The organism is Aeromonas sp. QDB68 (genome assembly GCF_027707405.1).
GTDB lineage: Bacteria > Pseudomonadota > Gammaproteobacteria > Enterobacterales > Aeromonadaceae > Aeromonas > Aeromonas caviae.
Genome location: NZ_JAPCIQ010000022.1, coordinates 18668 through 37054 on the forward strand (window position 1 = coordinate 18668; position 18387 = coordinate 37054).

At 63.2% G+C, this 18387-nt stretch carries 15 protein-coding genes; 6 read left to right on the forward strand and 9 right to left on the reverse strand.

What is annotated here, in order from left to right; genetic code table 11:
- Positions 1-53 precede the first annotated feature (53 nt).
- From PG892_RS09335 to PG892_RS09350, 4 genes are all read left to right on the forward strand, one after another.
- Positions 54-1013, forward strand: a complete 960-nt coding sequence (locus PG892_RS09335) for an ABC transporter permease (protein ID WP_010674531.1) — start codon at positions 54-56, stop codon at positions 1011-1013.
- An 89-nt stretch (positions 1014-1102) separates the two neighbouring features.
- A complete protein-coding gene (locus PG892_RS09340; RefSeq protein WP_069784996.1) occupies positions 1103-1996 on the forward strand; it encodes an ABC transporter permease subunit in 894 nt (297 codons plus the stop codon).
- A gap of 79 nt (positions 1997-2075) precedes the next feature.
- Positions 2076-3074: a peptide ABC transporter ATP-binding protein gene (locus PG892_RS09345; RefSeq protein WP_010674529.1), complete on the forward strand. Its 999-nt coding sequence runs from the start codon at positions 2076-2078 to the stop codon at positions 3072-3074.
- Positions 3075-3156: 82 nt separating this feature from the next.
- Positions 3157-3942: a peptide ABC transporter ATP-binding protein gene (locus PG892_RS09350; protein ID WP_201997397.1), complete on the forward strand. Its 786-nt coding sequence runs from the start codon at positions 3157-3159 to the stop codon at positions 3940-3942.
- 138 nt (positions 3943-4080) lie between these two features.
- Here the strand turns inward: PG892_RS09350 and miaE are convergent, their stop codons facing one another.
- Positions 4081-4839 (reverse strand): tRNA isopentenyl-2-thiomethyl-A-37 hydroxylase MiaE, encoded by a 759-nt coding sequence (gene miaE / locus PG892_RS09355; RefSeq protein ID WP_270825340.1) that lies wholly within the window; start codon positions 4837-4839, stop codon positions 4081-4083.
- Positions 4840-4932: 93 nt separating this feature from the next.
- A complete protein-coding gene (locus PG892_RS09360) occupies positions 4933-5943 on the reverse strand; it encodes a LacI family DNA-binding transcriptional regulator (RefSeq protein ID WP_029314441.1) in 1011 nt (336 codons plus the stop codon).
- A 253-nt stretch (positions 5944-6196) separates the two neighbouring features.
- On the opposite strand from PG892_RS09360, the gene ascF reads away from it, so the two are divergent.
- Both ascF and PG892_RS09370 read left to right on the forward strand, forming a co-directional pair.
- Positions 6197-7651, forward strand: a complete 1455-nt coding sequence (gene ascF / locus PG892_RS09365) for a PTS cellobiose/arbutin/salicin transporter subunit IIBC (protein WP_270825342.1) — start codon at positions 6197-6199, stop codon at positions 7649-7651.
- Positions 7652-7682: 31 nt separating this feature from the next.
- Positions 7683-9113 carry a 6-phospho-beta-glucosidase gene (locus PG892_RS09370; protein ID WP_270825344.1) on the forward strand — a complete coding sequence of 477 codons (1431 nt, stop codon included), beginning with the start codon at positions 7683-7685 and terminating at the stop codon, positions 9111-9113.
- 90 nt (positions 9114-9203) lie between these two features.
- Here the strand turns inward: PG892_RS09370 and purF are convergent, their stop codons facing one another.
- The 7 genes from purF to lrp form a co-directional block, all read right to left on the reverse strand.
- Positions 9204-10724: an amidophosphoribosyltransferase gene (gene purF / locus PG892_RS09375; RefSeq protein WP_041215287.1), complete on the reverse strand. Its 1521-nt coding sequence runs from the start codon at positions 10722-10724 to the stop codon at positions 9204-9206.
- Between the two features lie 18 nt (positions 10725-10742).
- On the reverse strand, positions 10743-11234 hold the full coding sequence (locus PG892_RS09380; RefSeq protein ID WP_010674522.1) for a CvpA family protein: 492 nt from the start codon (positions 11232-11234) through the stop codon (positions 10743-10745).
- 175 nt (positions 11235-11409) lie between these two features.
- Positions 11410-12705 (reverse strand): serine--tRNA ligase, encoded by a 1296-nt coding sequence (gene serS / locus PG892_RS09385; protein WP_052815251.1) that lies wholly within the window; start codon positions 12703-12705, stop codon positions 11410-11412.
- A 280-nt stretch (positions 12706-12985) separates the two neighbouring features.
- Entirely contained in the window at positions 12986-14323 is a 1338-nt protein-coding gene (locus PG892_RS09390) for a replication-associated recombination protein A (RefSeq protein WP_270825346.1), read from the reverse strand.
- Between the two features lie 67 nt (positions 14324-14390).
- Positions 14391-14999, reverse strand: a complete 609-nt coding sequence (gene lolA / locus PG892_RS09395) for an outer membrane lipoprotein chaperone LolA (RefSeq protein ID WP_039039163.1) — start codon at positions 14997-14999, stop codon at positions 14391-14393.
- A gap of 77 nt (positions 15000-15076) precedes the next feature.
- Complete coding sequence (locus PG892_RS09400; RefSeq protein ID WP_052815249.1) at positions 15077-17581, reverse strand: DNA translocase FtsK; 2505 nt, start codon at positions 17579-17581, stop codon at positions 15077-15079.
- Positions 17582-17770: 189 nt separating this feature from the next.
- Complete coding sequence (gene lrp, locus PG892_RS09405) at positions 17771-18262, reverse strand: leucine-responsive transcriptional regulator Lrp (RefSeq protein ID WP_005300047.1); 492 nt, start codon at positions 18260-18262, stop codon at positions 17771-17773.
- Between the last annotated feature and the right edge of the window lie 125 nt (positions 18263-18387).

The following is an 18387-nucleotide window of genomic DNA, read 5'->3' on the forward strand; positions in this document are numbered from 1 at the left end:
GATAACCACTCCATCGTCGGGCCATCGGCGCACCGTCCCCAGGAGGCATAAGCATGTTTTTCTATATCCTGCGCCGCATCACCCTGCTGGTGATCACCCTCCTGGTGCTGACTCTGGGGGCCTACCTCCTGGAGTTTCGCCTCATCACCCAGGTGCTGGATTTCTGGCACGGCTATCCTGACTTCCTCCAGCGCATCGCCGCCGGGGATTTCGGGCTCTCCAGCGTCTCCGGCCAGCCGGTCCTCGACGAGATCCGTCACTACTTCCCGGCGACCCTGACCCTCTGCCTCGCCGCCTTCGCCATCTCGCTGCTGGTGGGCATCCCCCTGGGCACCCTCGCGGCCCTCTATCAGGGGCGCAGCCCGGACCTCTCCATCATGGCCGCCGGCCTCGTCGGCTATGCCATCCCGGTCTTCTGGCTGGGGCTGCTGATGGTGATGTTCTTCTCCCTGGATCTTGGCTGGCTCCCCTCCTCTGGCCAGATCAGCCTGCTCTACGACGTGCCCTCCATCACCGGGATCGCCATCGTCGATGTGCTGATGAGCCAGGAGCCCTGGCGGGAGGCCGCCCTGCACGACGCCCTGCGCCATCTGGTACTGCCTTCCCTGGTGCTGGCCGTGGTGCCCACCACCGAGGTGATCCGCCACGTGCGCAGCTCCCTCATCGACGTGATGAAACAGAACTACATCAAGGCTGCCGCCAGCCGCGGACTCTCCCGCCGCCAGATCGTCTGGCGTCACGGGCTCAAGAACGCCCTGCCCCCGGTGTTGCCGCTGCTGGGGCTGCAACTTGGCAGCGTGCTCACCTCCGCCATGATCACCGAGGTGGTGTTCGACTGGCCCGGCATCGGCCGCTGGCTGGTGAGCAGCATCGCGCTGCAGGACTATGCCGCCATCCGCGGCGCCTTCCTGGTGGTGGCGAGCTTCGTCATCTTCATCAGCGTCAGCACCGATCTGCTGACCACCATCATGTATCCGGCACGGCGTAAAGAACTCTATGCAAGACAAGATTGATTGCGGTCTGTGGATGAACCACGGCGGCCCATGGGCCACCGGCGCACAGGCGTGCCCATCCCCTTGCGACCAGCACGGGAGCCTGCATCATGCACGATAAATCGAACATCTATCCGGAGCTCAAGATCCTCTCCCCCCTGGAGCAGACCTGGGCCTCCTACCGACGCAACCCGCTGGCCATGGCGGGGCTCTGGTGCTTCGGGCTGCTGCTGCTGGTGACCCTCATCGGTCCCCTGGTGATCCCCTACGGCATCGACGATCAGCACAGCAGCCACCTGCTGCTCGCCCCCTCCTGGGCCAACAGCGGCAACATCGATTACTTCCTGGGGACCGACGATCTGGGGCGCGACATCCTCTCCCGTCTGGTGGCCGGGGCCAGACTCACCTTCGGCAACGCCCTGCTGGTGGTGCTCATCGCGCTGGTCATCGGCTCGGCCATCGGCATCCTCGGTGGCATGAGCAAGGGGGTGAAGTCGAGCGTGCTCCATCACCTGCTCGATACCCTGCTCTCCATCCCGTCCCTGCTGCTGGCCATCATCGTCGTGGCCATCCTGGGGCCGGGTCTGTTCAACACCCTGATCGCCATCACGCTCGCGTTGATACCGCCCTTCATCCGGGCCACCTACAACGCGGTCCACGCCGAGATGCAGAAGGAGTACATCATCGCCAGCCGCCTCGATGGCTCTCCGCCCCAGCGGATCATGCGTCTGGCCATCTTGCCGAACATCGTCGAGACCCTGGTGACTCAGACCACCCGCACCCTCTCCGCCGCCATCCTGGACATCTCGGCGGTGGGCTTCCTCGGTCTCGGGGCCCAGTCTCCCCAGCCGGAGTGGGGGGCCATGCTGGCCGATTCGAGCGATCTTATCTATCTGGCCCCCTGGACGGTGACCCTGCCCGGGATGGCCATCCTGTTCAGCGTGCTGGTGACCAACCTGGTGGGCGAAGGCATTCGCGAAGCACTCAAAGAGGGGAACGACTGATGTTGCCAGCCTTGTTATCTATCCCCGCCCCCGGACGCCCTGAGCGACCCGGCTGCGCCCTGAACGGGGGACGTTGCTGATGCCCCTGCTCGACATACGCAACCTCACCATCGAAATCGACACCCCCCAGGGCAAGGTCAAGGCGGTGGACAGAGTCAGCCTGACCCTGAACGAGGGGGAGATCCGCGGGCTGGTGGGGGAATCCGGCTCGGGCAAGAGCCTGGTGGCCAAGGTGATCGTTGGCATCCAGAAGGACAACTGGACGGTGCGCGCCGACCGGATGCGCTTCAACGACATGGACCTGCTGACCATGGCGCCCAAGGAACGACGCCGCATCATGGGGCGGGAGATAGCGATGATCTTCCAGGACCCCATCAGCTGCCTCGACCCCTCCGAGGAGATAGGCACCCAGCTCGAGGAGGCCATCCCCACCAGCGCCTTCACCGGCAAGTTCTGGCAGCGCTTCCAGTGGCGCAAGAAGCGGGCCATCGCCCTGCTGCACCGGGTCGGGGTCAAGGATCACCGCAAGGTGATGCGGGCCTATCCCCACGAGCTGTCAGACGGCATGTGCCAGAAGGTGATGATCGCCATGGCCATCGCCAACCAGCCGCGCCTGCTGGTGGCGGACGAACCCACCAGCGCCATGGAGTCCACCACCCACTCCCAGATCCTGCGGTTGCTGGACAAGATGAACAAGCTGGGCAATACCACCATCCTCATCATCAGCAACGACATCGCCGCCATCGCGAACCTGACCGACACCCTCAACATCATGTATTGCGGCCAGATGGTGGAAGTGGGGACCCGGGACCAGATCCTGGAATCCCCTCACCACCCCTATACGGATGCCCTGCTCAAGTCCATCCCGGACTTTGACAAGCTGGTGCGCCACAAGTCCCGGCTCGAGACCCTGCCCGGGGTGATACCGCCGCTGCAGCATCTGCCCATCGGCTGCCGCCTCGGCCCACGCTGCCCCTACGCCCAGAAGCAGTGCGTGCAGACGCCGCTGATGAGCAAGGTCAAGGGGCATCAGTTCAGTTGCCACTTCCCCCTCAACATGGAAGAACCGAAGAAATGAACCGGCACCAGACCCTGATCCGGGGCACCTGCCCGCCCCGTCAGCCCCTCTATCCGGCGAGCACACCCAAGGAGACCACGTCGTGACCGAACCTTCCCTGTTGCAGGTCAGGGGCCTGTGCAAGACCTACCAGAACCGCACCGGCCTGTTCAGGCGCCGCGCGGTGGAGGCGATAAAGCCCCTCTCGTTCGATCTCGAGGTGGGCCAGACCCTGGCCATCGTCGGGGAGGCGGGCTCGGGCAAGAGCACCCTGGCCCGCATTCTGGCGGGCATGATTGAACCGACCGGCGGGGAGATCGCCATCGAGGGGCAACCCATGGTCCACGGCGATTACCAGACCCGCTGCAAGCTGCTACGGATGATCTTCCAGGATCCTAACACCTCCCTTAACCGGAAAATCCGGGTCGGCCAGATCCTGGAGACCCCCCTTCGCCTCAACACGGCCCTGAGCGAGGAGGAGCGCCGGGAGAAGGTGATCCAGACCCTGCGCATGGTGGGCATGCTGCCCGACCACGCCCTCTTCTATCCCCAGATGCTCTCCGCCGGCCAGCAGCAGCGGGTGGGGCTGGCGCGGGCGCTCATCCTCAATCCCAAGATAGTGGTGGCGGACGAGGCGCTCTCGACCCTGGATATTTCGGTACGCTCCCAGATCATCAACCTGCTGCTGGAGATGCAGGAGACCATGGGGCTGAGCTATGTGCTGGTGGCCAACGATCTGGGGATCGTCAGCCACATCAGCGACGAGGTGCTGGTGATGCACGAAGGGCGTGTGGTGGAGCGCGGCAAGACCTTGCGGGTCTTCGCCGACCCCCAGCACGACGTCACCCGCCGCCTCATTCAGAACTACAACAACGAATACCGCCGCTGATCCCGCGGTGCGTTTCCCCTTGTGCCAGACATAAAAAAACCCGGCCTGATGTCTCATCAGTCGCCGGGGGATTGCGCTCAAAAAGTGATTGCGTCGCTCGTAGTAGGAACAGGGGAATGGTAGGCAGCCCCCGTCACCTCAACAACTGTCAGATCTGACAGGCAGTCCGCTATGGAACCGGAATTGCGGATCCGGCGAACAGATGAGCTCGGCCTCCAGGCGACCGAAGAAGGCCACCCGCTCGCTGATGTCTTCGTTTGCGAACGTCTGTGCCAGGGCCAGGTAGTCCTGATAGTGACGCGCCTCCGAGCGCAGCAGGGAGACATAGAAGCGGCCAAGCTCCTCGTCCAGATGAGGGGCCAGCCTGGCAAAACGCTCGCAGGATCGCGCTTCGATATAGGCACCGATGATCATCTTGTCCACCACGGCCGCCGGCTCATAGGTGCGCACGTGGGCCAGCAGGCTGCGGGCATAGCGGGAGGCGGTGACGGGACCATAGGGGATGCCCCGTGCGGCCATGATCTCCAGCACCTGCTCGAAGTGGTGCAGCTCCTCCTGGATGAGGCGCACCATGGGGAACAGCAGGGGATTGCGCTCCAGCTCGGCAAACACGCTCCTGTCTGATTCGCCCATGGTGCGCTTGCCGAGGATCTCCGCCTTCTCCGGCAAGGCATCGAGCTCCCGGTAGAAGGTCAGCTTGGGCAGCAGGTGACGCTTCTCCTTGGGCAGGCAGTAGCGGCGCACCAGGCTGTGGGCGGTGAGTGCCGCCTTGTTCTCGCAGTTGGCGTGATCGATAAGCAGGGTCGGCAACTGGGCGGGATCCCGCGCCATTTCCACCCACTCATCCGGGGTCTCGCAATGCAGGAACTGGCGAACGGGGGCTAACAGGTCATCCATCTGAACTCTCATCTGTTGATACGACACGCGGCGCCTCGCGCCGGGGGGCCTATGCTAACGGATCCCGCCCGGCCTGCCCACCGCCATCATGGCTCAGCCCGTCAGACGCCTGAGGGAGTCACGGCGGATCAGGGTGCCGCTGAAGGCGGGCAGTGCGTCCCGGCTCCCCTCCTCCACCATGGTGATCAGGCGGTTGATGGTCTCCTGGATCATCCCGTTCACCGGCATCTTGACGCTCGACAGCGCGGGAATGACGTAAGGGGCCAGGGGGATGTCGTCAAACCCCACCACCGAAACCTCGTCAGGCACCATCACACCGGCTTCGTGCAGCCGTTTGATGGCCCCGATCGCCATGTCATCGTTGCTGGCCACCAGGGCGCTGAAGCGAGCGCCTCGCGCCAGCAAGGTCGAGACGGCGGCCGCGCCACAGGCGGGGGTCCATTTGCCGGGGGCGATCAAGGTCTCCTGCACGGGGATGCCGTGCCGGATCAGCGCCTGCCGGTAACCGGCCAGGCGCTCGGCGCCGGTGGGGGAATCCGCAGAGCCTGCTATGAAGGCGATCTCCCTGTGCCCCATGGCCACCAGCTTGTCCATCACCGCCTCCGCCGCCGCCTGCTGGTCCGCATAGACGCAGTGGGCCGGATGGCGGCTCAGACGCCGGTTGAGCACCATGATGGGCTGCTCATGCTGCTCGATGATCTCGTCCATCTCCTCCACCCCAAGAAAGCGCGGATAGATGATGACGCCATCGCAACGGGAATCGAGCAGATACTGGATGGCCTGGCGCTCCTCGTCGGCGCTGTGCTTGCCGTCCGCCAGTATGAGCTGGCGCCCGCGATCCTCGGTCATCCGCGCCACCTGGGAGAGCAGCTCGCCGAAGTAGACGCCGTGGTAGAGGGTGTTGGTGACCACCAGTCCCAGGGTCCGGGTGTGCCTGGTCGCCAGCTGCCTCGCCACCAGGTTGGGGCGATAACCACACTCCTCGATGGCCTGCTGCACCCGGTCCCGGGTCTCCTGGCTGGTGTAACCATTGCCCGACAACACCCGGGAGACCGTCGCCTTCGACACCCCTGCCCGCCTTGCCACCTCCAGCATCGTCGTCATTGTGTTCTCCCTTGCTCGTAACGGGGCGCAGTGTACTGCACCGCCCCCGGCTTGTCGTCGCACGAATGGCGTGCAGGCCCGGGTTCAGTGATCTCATTCACGGATCCGGACGCTCGCTGCACAAGATGCTTGTCTCCCGCGCTCAGGCCGCGCACTCTATGTGGAACCGGTTCCACATTCAGTTTCATGCGCGTTCCCGCCCTTCGCGGCGGCGGGGGTGAGCAGGCCCACTTGGTTAAAAGGATCTACCTCGATGTCAAAAAACTATGCGGCTCTGGCCGGTACCGTCATCACAGCACTCGGCGGCGCCGACAACGTCGTCGCCGTGACCCACTGCATGACGCGGCTGCGCTTTGTGCTCGGCGATCCCGCCCGGGTCAATGGCCCTGCCCTCAAGGCGATCACCGGCGTGCTCGGGGTGGTGCAGGCGGACAACCAGTGTCAGGTGATCATCGGCAACACCGTCTCCCACGCCTATCGCGAAGTGCTGGCCCTGCTGCCCCAGGGTGGCGGGCAGACTCCGCTTGCGGAGGCTTCCGCTGGCTGGAGCCTGCGCCGCATGGGCGCCGCCATCCTCGACGCCCTGATCGGCACCATGTCCCCCCTCATCCCGGCCATCATCGGCGGCTCCATGCTCAAGCTGCTGGCCATGGTGCTGGAGATGACCGGCGTGCTGGAGAAAGGCTCCTCGACCCTCACCATCCTCACGGTGGCCGGGGATGGGGCCTTCTTCTTCCTGCCCCTGATGGTGGCCGCCTCCGCCGCCGTCAAGTTCAAGACCAACATGTCCCTGGCCATCGCCATCGCAGGCGTGCTGGTGCACCCCAGCTTCATCGAGCTGATGGCCAGAGCCGCCGAAGGGGAGCAGGTGACCTTCGCCCTGGTCCCGGTGACTGCGGTCAAATACACCTACACCGTCATTCCGGCCCTGGTGATGACCTGGTGCCTCTCCTACATCGAGGGCTGGGTCGACCGCATCACCCCGGCGGTCACCAAGAACTTCCTCAAACCCATGCTGATCGTGCTGATCGCGGCGCCGCTGGCCATCCTCTTCATCGGCCCCGTCGGCATCTGGATTGGCACCGCCATCTCCGGCCTGGTCTACACGGTCCACGACTACCTGGGCTGGCTGTCGGTGGCCATCATGGGGGCGCTCTGGCCCCTGCTGGTGATGACCGGCATGCACCGCGTCTTCACCCCGACCATCATCCAGACCATCGCCGAGACCGGCAAGGAAGGCATGGTCATGCCCTCCGAAATCGGCGCCAATCTCTCTCTTGGCGGCTCGTCCCTGGCGGTGGCCTGGCGCACCCGTAACCCGGAACTGCGCCAGACGGCGCTCGCGGCGGCCGCCTCCGCCATCATGGCGGGGATCTCCGAACCCGCGCTCTACGGTGTGGCCCTGCGCCTCAAGCGTCCGCTCATCGCGAGCCTCATCAGCGGCTTTGTCTGCGGTGCCGTCGCCGGCATGGCGGGGCTCGCCAGCCACTCCATGGCCGCCCCCGGGCTCTTTACCAGCGTGCAGTTCTTCGATCCGGCCAACCCCATGACCATCGCCTGGGTGTTCGGCGTGATGGCCCTCTCGGTGGTGCTCTCCTTCGTGCTGACCCTGGTGATGGGGTTCGAGGACATCCCGGTCGAGAGCCCGCCCCCCCGCGCCGAGCCCGTGCAACCCGTCGCCACCAGCCAGGCGCAGGCCGGGCTGTGACACCCCATTCAGACATGACAAGAGGTAACCAATGTCGTTAACAAGATTTCCCGAGGGCTTTCTCTGGGGCGGTGCCCTGGCCGCCAATCAGGCGGAGGGCGGCTATCTCGAGGGGGGCAAGGGGCTGACCACGGTAGACATGATCCCCCATGGCCCGCGCCGCATGGCGGTCAAACTCGGCCAGGAGAAGCGCATCACCCTGCAAGATGACGAGTTCTACCCAAGCCACGGGGCCATCGATTTCTATCACCGCTATCGGGAGGACATCGCCCTGATGGCCGAGATGGGCTTCACCGTGTTTCGCACCTCCATCGCCTGGGCCCGTCTCTACCCCAGGGGGGACGAGCGCGAGCCCAATGCCGAGGGCATCGCCTTCTACCGCGCGGTGTTCGAGGAGTGCAGAAAGTACAACATCGAGCCCCTGGTGACCCTGTGCCACTTCGATGTGCCCATGCACCTGGTGACCGAGTACGGCTCCTGGCGCAACCGCCAGATGGTGGAGTTTTTCACCCGCTACGCCCGCACCTGCTTCGAGCAGTTCGACGGCCTGGTGAAGTACTGGCTCACCTTCAACGAGATCAACATCCTGCTGCACAGCCCCTTCTCCGGGGCGGGGCTGGTGTTCGAGGAAGGGGAGCACCAGGATCAGGTGAAGTATCAGGCCGCCCACCACGAGCTGGTGGCCAGCGCCCTGGCGACCCGGATCGCCCACGAGGTGAACCCGGCCAACCAGGTGGGCTGCATGCTGGCGGGGGGCAACTTCTACCCCTACTCCTGTAAGCCCGCCGACGTCTGGACCGCCCTCCAGAAAGATCGGGAGAACCTCCTCTTCATCGACGTGCAGGCCAGGGGCGCCTATCCGGCCTATGCGCAGAGGGTGTTTCGTGACAAGGGGGTCACCCTGGTGAAGGGGCCGGAAGATGACGAGATCCTCAGGCACACCGTGGATTTCGTCTCCTTCAGCTACTACGCCTCCCGCTGCGCCGCCGCCGACATGAATGCGGGCAGCACCAGCGAGGCCAACGTGGTCAAGTCCCTGCGCAATCCCCACATCGAGGCGAGCGAGTGGGGCTGGGGCATCGACCCCCTGGGCCTTCGCATCACCCTCAACACCTTGCACGATCGCTACCAGAAGCCCCTCTTCCTGGTGGAAAACGGCCTGGGGGCGGTGGACGAGATGGATCCGCAGGGGGAGATCCGGGATGACTACCGCATCGACTACCTGCGCGCCCACATCGAGGCCATGGGGGACGCCATCGAGGACGGCGTGCCCCTGATGGGATACACCAGCTGGGGTTGCATCGATCTCGTCTCCGCCTCCACCGGGGAGATGAGCAAGCGCTATGGCTTCGTCCACGTGGACAGGGACGACGCCGGCCATGGCACCCTGGCCCGCCGGCGCAAGAAGTCGTTCTGGTGGTACAAGAAGGTGATCGCGAGTAACGGGGAGGATCTGGCCTGAGCCCCCCCTCAGTTTCGCCGCAAGGCGCATCCATGCAACAGGGGGGCCGAGGCCCCCCTGTTGTTCATCACGCTGGCAATCTGAAAACGTTTAACTGCCTTCGTTGAAGATCTCGAGGTTGCTGGTCCCTTCCTGCCACTCGCGCACCGCCTTGTTGTCGTCGCTGCGCAGGGCATTGAGGTGGTCCAGATAACCCTGATCCACGTCGGAGGTGACGTAGTGGCCGTTGAAGACCGAGGTCTCGAAGTGGCGCAGCTCGGGGTTGATCTCCCGCACCGCCTCTTCCAGATCTTCCAGATCTTGGAAGATGAGGCCGTCGGCACCGATAAGCTTGCACACCTCTTCCACTTCACGGCCATGGGCAATGAGCTCGTTGGCGGTGGGCATGTCGATGCCGTAGACGTTGGGGAAGCGAATTTCCGGCGCGGCCGAGGCGAAGTAGACCTTGGCGGCCCCCGCTTCACGGGCCATCTGGATGATCTGCTCGGAGGTGGTGCCCCGCACGATGGAGTCGTCCACCAGCAACACCTTCTTGCCCTTGAATTCGGAGCTGATGGCGTTGAGCTTGCGGCGCACCGACTTCTTGCGCTGGGTCTGGCCCGGCATGATGAAGGTACGGCCGATGTAGCGGTTCTTCACGAAGCCCTGACGGTACGGCAGGCCCAGGGTGTGGGCGATTTCCAGCGCCACGTCGCAGGAAGTCTCGGGGATGGGGATGACCACGTCCACGTCGAGATCGTCCCACTCCCGTGCGATCTTCTGGCCCAGCTTGCGACCCATGTTGAGGCGGGCGGCATAGACGGAGACCTTGTCGATGAAGGAGTCGGGACGGGCGAAGTAGACGTATTCGAAGATGCAGGGGTTCATCTGCGGGCTTTCCGCACACTGCTCGGAGAAGAGCTGGCCCTGCTCGGTGATGTAGATGGCCTCGCCCGGGGCGACGTCACGCACCGTCTCGAAGCCGATGGCGTCGAGGGCCACGCTCTCGGAGGCGAGCATGTACTCCACCTGCCCCTGCTCGTCGACCCGGCGACCCAGGATCAGCGGGCGAATGCCGTTCGGGTCACGGAACCCGATGAGGCCGTGGCCGATCACCAGAGAGACCACGGCATAGGCGCCGCGGATCTGCTGGTGCACCTTGCGCACCGCCGAGAAGATATCTTCCGGGCGCAGCGCCATCTTGTCGCACAAGTCCAGCTCGTGGGCCAGCACGTTCAACAGCACTTCGGAGTCCGAGGTGGTGTTGATGTGGCGGCGGGCCACCTTGAACTGCTGCTCCTTGAGCTCCTTGGCGTTGGTGAGGTTGCCGTTGTGGGCCAGCACCATGCCGTAGGGAGAGTTCACGTAAAACGGCTGTGCCTCTGCCGCACTGGAGCTGCCTGCGGTGGGATAACGGACGTGTCCGATGCCGATATTCCCTTTCAGGCGCTGCATGTGGCGCACTTCAAACACATCCTTCACCAGACCGTTGGCCTTGCGTTGCCGGAAGTTTCCACTGTCAATGGTCACGATCCCGGCGGCATCCTGTCCCCTGTGCTGCAACACCGTCAAGGCGTCGTAGAGGGCCTGATTGACGGGGGTGGTGCCAACTATACCGACAATACCGCACATGTCTTTGCTACCTCGAAGTCACTGTACCTGTTGAAGAAAACTGGACGAGTTCATCATGAACCCGAAAAACCACTGGATCACCGGCTTGAACTCCGGCACCAGCCTGGACGCCACCCACCAGTCGCTCTGGGAGAGGCTGGTGAAGGTATCCATGAAAAAAAGCAGGGCGCTGACGATCAGCACCCCGCGAATGGCGCCAAAACAGACCCCGAGCACCCTGTCGGTGCCGGAAAGCCCGGTCTTTTCCACCAGCAGGCCCACCACGTAGTTCACCACGCTCCCCAGGATCAGGGTCGCCACGAACAGGGCGGCGATGGCCAGACCGTTGCGAACCATGGCATCGGAGAAAGAGGTGAAATAGACGGCGAGATCGGGATAGAAATGGCTGGCAATGAAAAAGGCGACGAACCAGGTGACCAGAGACATGGCCTCCTTGAGAAAGCCGCGCACCAGGCTGATGAGGGCGGAGAAACCGACGATGCCGATGATGGCGTAATCAATCCAGACCATAGAAAAAGATGTCCTGCGAAATTGCGGCGCAGTCTAACAAAAACGATTGCGCAATGCTTGATAAAATTGTGTTACAGGCCCGAAGGGAGCTATCCCTTCCCCTTGCGGCGGGTTTCCCGGGCCCAGAATGCACAACGCCATGGCATGCCATGGCGTTGTCGTCTGCAACGAGCGCTTACCCGATGTGGGTCAGGCCGCCCATGTAGGATTGCAGCGCAGCCGGGATGGCGATGCGGCCATCTGCCTGCTGGTAGTTCTCGAGCACGGCCACCAGGGTACGACCCACCGCCAGACCGGAACCATTCAGGGTGTGAATGAGCTGCGGCTTGCCGTCGATGCGCACGCGAGCCTGCATGCGGCGCGCCTGGAAGTCGGTGCAGTTGGAGACGGAGGAGATCTCGCGATAGGTGTTCTGGGCCGGCAGCCACACTTCCAGATCGTAGGTCTTGGCGGCGCAGAAGCCCATGTCACCGGTGGAAAGCGCCATCACGCGATACGGCAGCTCCAGCAGTTGCAGCACCTTCTCGGCGTGACCCACCATCTCTTCCAGGGCATCCCAGGATTTTTCCGGGTGCACCAGTTGCACCATCTCGACCTTGTCGAACTGGTGCATACGGATGAGGCCACGGGTATCACGACCGTAGGAGCCCGCTTCGGAGCGGAAGCAGGGGCTGTGGGCGGTCATCTTGATGGGCAGCTCCTGCTCGTCGAAGATCTCGTCACGGGCCATGTTGGTGAGCGGCACTTCGGAGGTCGGGATGAGGGAGAACTTGCGCACCTTGCCTTCGTCTTCCCCTTCCCCTTCGATGCCGGTATTGAAGAGATCCTGGGAGAACTTGGGCAGCTGGCCGGTGCCGTACAGGCTGTCCGGGTTGACCAGATAGGGCACGTAGCACTCGGTGTAGCCGTGCTGCAGGGTGTGCAGGTCCAGCATGAACTGGGCCAGGGCGCGGTGCAGACGGGCAATCTGGCCCTTCATCACCACGAAACGGGCGCCGGAGAGCTTGACGCCGTTCTTGAAGTCGACCCCCTTGGCCGCCTCACCCAGATCGATGTGATCGCGTACTGGGAAATCGAACTCACGGGGAGTGCCCCAGCGGCGGACCTCCACGTTGTCGTTCTCGTCACGGCCCACCGGGGTGGTCTCGCTCGGCAGGTTGGGGATGGCGTCGGCGATCACCTTGAGCTGGGCCAGCAGGGCCTCCAGCTCGACCTTGCTGGTCTCGAGCTCGTCGTTGATCTTGGTCACCTCGGCCTTGAGGGGGGCAACATCTTCACCACGACGGGCAGCCTCACCGATGGACTTGGAGCGGGCGTTGCGCTCGGCCTGCAGCTCCTGGGTGCGGGACTGCAGATCCTTGCGTTTCTCTTCCAGAACATTGACCGCCGCTACGTCCAGAACGTAGCCACGTGTCGCCAGACGAGCGGCAGCTTCGGTGATGTCGCTGCGCAGATATTTGGGATCCAGCATGGTTTACCTACTTTTTTTAATGGGATCTGGGCCCGGGTCATCGTGACCGGGTTGGGAAACAGATCCGGAAGTTAACATCGGTTGGCGCACCCCTTTGCCTTCGGAATCGGGCCTTCGAAATCAAGAAGATGGTGCAAGGCCAAGACAACCGGGGTCAGACGGGCAGTGTAGCAGACCGCCCCCCCGCCCGAACAGGGACTATTGCGCCCGTTTTTTCCGGGCCCCCCTCCCCTGATGCCCTTGCCGTGCGCTTTCCGGGCGAGGGGCTTGAAGGTCTTTCCTATCGCTTGCGCGGGCTCTGCTTGTCCAGCTCGTGCAGATAGTCGAGCTTCTGGGCTATCTGCTTCTCAAGGCCTCGCTCGGTGGGCTGATAGTACTGCTTGCCGGCAAGCTCCGGGGGGAAGTACTGCTCGCCGGCGGCATAGGCCCCCGGCTCGTCGTGGGCGTAGCGATACTCGGCGCCGTAGCCCAGCTCGCTCATGAGCTTGGTCGGGGCATTGCGAAGGTGCGATGGCACCTCGAAGTCCGGCAGGTTCTTGGCGTCGTGAAGCGCCGCCTTCCAGGCGGTGTAGACCGCATTGCTCTTGGGGGCGCAGGCGAGGTAGACGATGGCCTGGGCGATGGCCCGCTCCCCTTCCGCCGGGCCGATGCGATGGAAGCAGTCCCAGGCCGAGAGCGCCACCTGCATGGCACGGGGATCAGCGTTGCCCACGTCTTCCGAGGCAATCGCCAGCAAGCGGCGGGCGATGTAGAGGGGATCGCAGCCGGCGCTCACCATGCGGGCATACCAGTAGAGGGCCGCATCCGGCGCCGAGCCGCGAATGGACTTGTGCACCGCCGAGATGAGGTCGTAGAAGTGATCGCCGCCCTTGTCGAAACGGGCCACGTGCTCCCCCACCACGGCGGCGAGCAAGGTACTGTCGATCACCCGCGCCCCTGAGCTGTCGGCCTCGGCCATGTCGGCCAGGAGCTCCAGATAGTTCAGAGACCTGCGCCCGTCCCCGTCCACGGCTTTCGCCAGCGCCTCCTTGGCCCCGGGGGCAAAGCGCAGGCTAGGGTCATTGAGACCGCGCGGGTCCTGCATCGCCTGATCGATCATGGCGAGGATGTCCTGCTCCTCCAGCCTCTTGAGCAGATAGACCCGGGCCCGGGAGAGCAGCGCATTGTTGAGCTCGAACGAGGGGTTCTCGGTGGTGGCGCCGATGAAGGTGATGGTGCCGTCTTCGATGTGGGGCAGAAAGACATCCTGCTGGCTCTTGTTGAAGCGGTGGACTTCATCCACGAACAGGATGGTGCGCACCCCGCGCCAGCCGTTCTCCTTCGCCTTGTCGAGGGCGGCGCGGATCTCCTTGATGCCGGAGGTGACCGCCGAGAGCCGCTCCACCTCCGCCTGGCAGTAGTGGGCAACCAGTTCTGCCAGCGTGGTCTTGCCGGTGCCGGGGGGGCCCCAGAGGATCATGGAGTGGCAGTGCCCCGCCAGGATCGCTTTTCGCAGGGGCTTGTCCGGCCCCAGGATATGCTGCTGGCCGATGTATTGCTCGAGGGTTTGCGGCCGCATCCGGGCCGCCAGCGGACGAAAGTCCGAGGAGAAATCCAGGGATAAATTGCTCATCTGCATTGACCTTTCATCTGACCGGTCGTCCATGACGCCCGGTCAGACGATAACACCGGTAACGGCTGGCTCATCAGCGCTGGTCGTCCAGCTCGACCCCCTTCGGGATCTTGAACACGAACTCGTTGCCCTTGAGCACCGGCTTGCGGTTGAAGCTGCTCAGGGTGAACTCGCTCCACTGGCCCTGGGCCTCTTTCACATCGAAGCGACTGATGTTGTTCTGACGGTCGAAGGTGATGCGAAAGGAGGCGATCAGCTCGTCCTTGTTGCGGCTGGTGACGGTATAGACATCCCCTTCCTGGGTCACGTCATAGTTCTTCCAGAGGCTGTTGTCGTTGCCCGCGATGAGCACGAAGGGGGTGTTGAGCACCGCATCCTTCATCTTGAGGGCGGTGACCTGCTCGACGAAGGGGTCGTACACCCACACATCCTTGCCATCGGCCACGATCAGGCTCTCGTCCGGGGAGGTAGTGTGCCAGTTGAAGCGGTTGGGTCGCTGCACCAGCAGGGAACCGCTCGCCTTTTGCAGCTCCTTGCCCTTGCTGTCATAGACAGTCTGGGCAAACGTCGCGGAGAAGACATTGACGGAGGAGAGCTTCTCCTTGAGATCGCTGGCCGCATCGGCCCATACCTGGCTGCTGGCGACCAGCAGAATGGAACCCATCAACAGTTGTTTTTTCATCAGGCTCTTCATAGGGAGGTTCTCGATAAAAGGCCACGCCCGCAGAGGGCATGGCCAGAATGATACAGGGGTTAGGCTTAGTCACGAACCGGCGGCGGTGCCAGCACGTCGCGCTGGCCGTTGCCACCCGGGGCGCTGACGATGCCCTGGTTTTCCATCTGCTCGATGAGACGGGCCGCCCGGTTGTAACCGATCTTGAACTTGCGCTGGACGCTGGAGGTGGAGCCACGGCGGGATTCCACCACGAAGGCCACCGCCTCGTCGAACAGGGGATCGAGCTCTTCATCGCCGCCCCCGCCGAAGTCGCCACCGCCGCCCTCGCCGTCCGACTCGCCGGAGAGGATCTCGTCGATGTAATCCGGCTCGCCACGCAGTTTCCAGTCCGCCACCACCTTGTGTACCTCGTGGTCATCGACGAAGGCACCGTGGACACGGGTGGGATTGGAGGTGCCGGCAGGCATGTAGAGCATGTCACCCATGCCGAGCAGGGATTCGGCGCCCCCCTGGTCCAGGATGGTGCGCGAATCGATCTTGCTCGACACCTGGAAGGAGATCCGGGTCGGGATGTTGGCCTTGATGAGGCCGGTAATGACATCCACCGACGGACGCTGGGTCGCGAGGATAAGGTGAATACCGGCCGCCCGCGCCTTCTGGGCGATACGGGCGATCAGCTCCTCCACCTTCTTGCCGACGATCATCATCATGTCGGCGAACTCGTCCACCACCACCACGATGTGGGGCAGTTTTTCCAGCTCCGGCGGCATCTGATCCATGGAGTCGCCCGGACGCCACAGGGGGTCGACCAGGGGATCCCCCGCCTCGATGGCGGCCAGCACCTTGTCGTTGTACCCCTTGAGGTTGCGCACCCCGACCGCGGACATCAGCTTGTAACGACGCTCCATCTCGCCTACGCACCAGCGCAGGGCGTTGGCGGCATCCTTCATGTCGGTGACCACCTCGGTCAGCAGATGCGGAATGCCTTCGTAGACCGAGAGCTCCAGCATCTTGGGGTCGATCATGATGAAGCGCAGATCCTCGGGGGAGGATTTGTAGAGCATGGAGATGATCATGGTGTTCACCCCCACCGACTTGCCCGAGCCCGTGGTACCCGCCACCAGCAGGTGGGGCATCTTGGCGAGGTTCACCACCACGGGTTCCCCCGCGATGTCCTGACCCAGCCCCATGGTGAGCGGATTGCGACTGGCCGCGAACGCCTCGCAGTCGAGGGTTTCCCGCAGGTAGACGGTCTGGCGTACCCGGTTGGGCAGCTCGATCCCGACGAACGTCTTGCCCGGGATCACTTCCACCACCCGCACGCTGCTGGCAGAGAGAGAACGGGCGAGATCCCGGGAAAGATTGGTGATCTTGCTCGCCTTCATGCCCGGCGCCAGGTCCAGCTCGAAGCGGGTAATGACGGGACCCGGATAGACGCCCACCACCTTGGCCTGCACGTTGTAATCGGCGAGCTTCGCCTCCACCAGCCGGCCCATGCGCTCCAGCTCGTCCTTGCTCATCATCTGGGTCTTGGCGGGCGGCCTGTCCAACAGATCGATGCTCGGCAAAGGGGCCAGACCGGGCTGGGGACGGCGCTTGGCTTTCACCGGCGCAGCGGCAACGGGAGCATCGGGTTCGTCATCCCCCTCCGCCCAGGGCAAGTCGAGGTCATCTTCTTCCTGGCGCACGGCAGGACGCGGACGGCCATTGGCCACGCGCTTGCCCTTGGCGGCAGGCGCCGGAGCCTCGTCCTCTTCGTCGTCAAACTGCGGATCGAACTGGAAGGTGTCTTCGTCAAGCTCCGGCAGCCATTCGTCAGCTTTTGTCTTTTGAGCGCGATTCTTCGCCTTGGGGTTGCGTGTCCAGCTGCCGTGGGGGTCTTCGTCATCCTCTTCCTGATCGAAGCTGCCCACGCCCCCTTCCAGCAGGGGATCCGGCCCCTCATAGCGGGGCTGACGCCAGCCACCGGTGAGCCAGCGGCCAAGAGTGGTGGGGAAATGGTAGATGGCGCTGACTGAGCCGGTGCAGGCGGCACCGATGCGCTCGACGATGGTGAGCCAGGACCAGCCGGTAAAGAGGGTGATGCCGGTCGCCACGAAGCAGAGCAGCATCAGGTTGGCCCCCAGGCCGCCAAACAGCGGCACCACGGCGGAGGCGATCACATCCCCCACCAGGCCGCCGGCGGAAAAGTTCTGCAAGTCGTTGAAGTTCATGCTGGCGATGGCGGACATGCCAAGCACCGTCAGCACGAAGCCGATGATCCGTACCGACAGAGTGAGGTAATCCACTTCCAGCAGCTTGCTCGGGCGCCAGAACAGGCTCCAGCCAAGCAGCACCACCAGAGGGGGCACCAGATAGGAGAAGGCCCCGAAGGTAAACATGGTGATGTCGGCGAGCCAGGCACCGGCGCTGCCCGCGAGGTTTTTCACCTCCCCTTGCCAGGAGGTTTGCGACCAGCCGGGATCGGCGGGATGGTAGGTCAGCAGGGCAAGCAAAAGATAGGCAGCCATCAGGGTGATGGCGATCAAGACGGCCTCGAAGATCCGTTGTGTACCTGATAAAGGAGTAAACAGCTTTTTATCGGCCAAACTCCGGCTCCTTTGTGAAAACATGAATGCGGGGATAGGGGGCCTAGTATCCCTGAAAAGCCCACCGATTGTCAGCCAGTGCCTGAGGGCGGGCCTGAAACTCTCTATAAGAAGAAACGAGCGGACCGGCCGCTCGTTTCTGACTATCGTGACTCGTCATGGAACTTGCAAGTCACAGCACAACCCCGCTTATCGGGTGCTGATCACCAGACGACTGCTCTGTTTGACCTCTTCCATCACCACGTAGGTGCGGGTGTCGTTGACGCCCGGCAGACGCAGCAGGGTTTCACCCAGCAGGCGGCGGTAAGCGGACATGTCGCTGACGCGGGTCTTGAGCAGATAGTCGAAATCACCGGACACCAGATGGCACTCCTGGATCTCTTCGAGCACCTGAACAGCCTTGTTGAACTGCTCGAACACATCGGGGGCGCCACGATTGAGGGTAATTTCCACGAACACCAGCAGAGACGCGTCCAGATAATGAGGGTTCAGAATGGCGGCATATCCTTCGATATACCCTTGTCGCTCCAGGCGACGAACCCGTTCCAGACACGGTGTGGGACTCAGGCCAACTCGTTTGGACAACTCAACGTTCGAAATCCTGCCATCCTTTTGCAGTTCATTCAGAATGTTGCGGTCAATCCTGTCCAAATCCTTTAGCCGACTCTTAGCTTCCATCATTTAATTCCATCCTTTGGCTATTTTTTGGTAAGAATCACCAGTCACTTTATAATAATGGTCACAAATCCTGTCAATACCTGAATATACTAGGCGCAAATGTCGCTTAACATCTAGGCAACATAAAC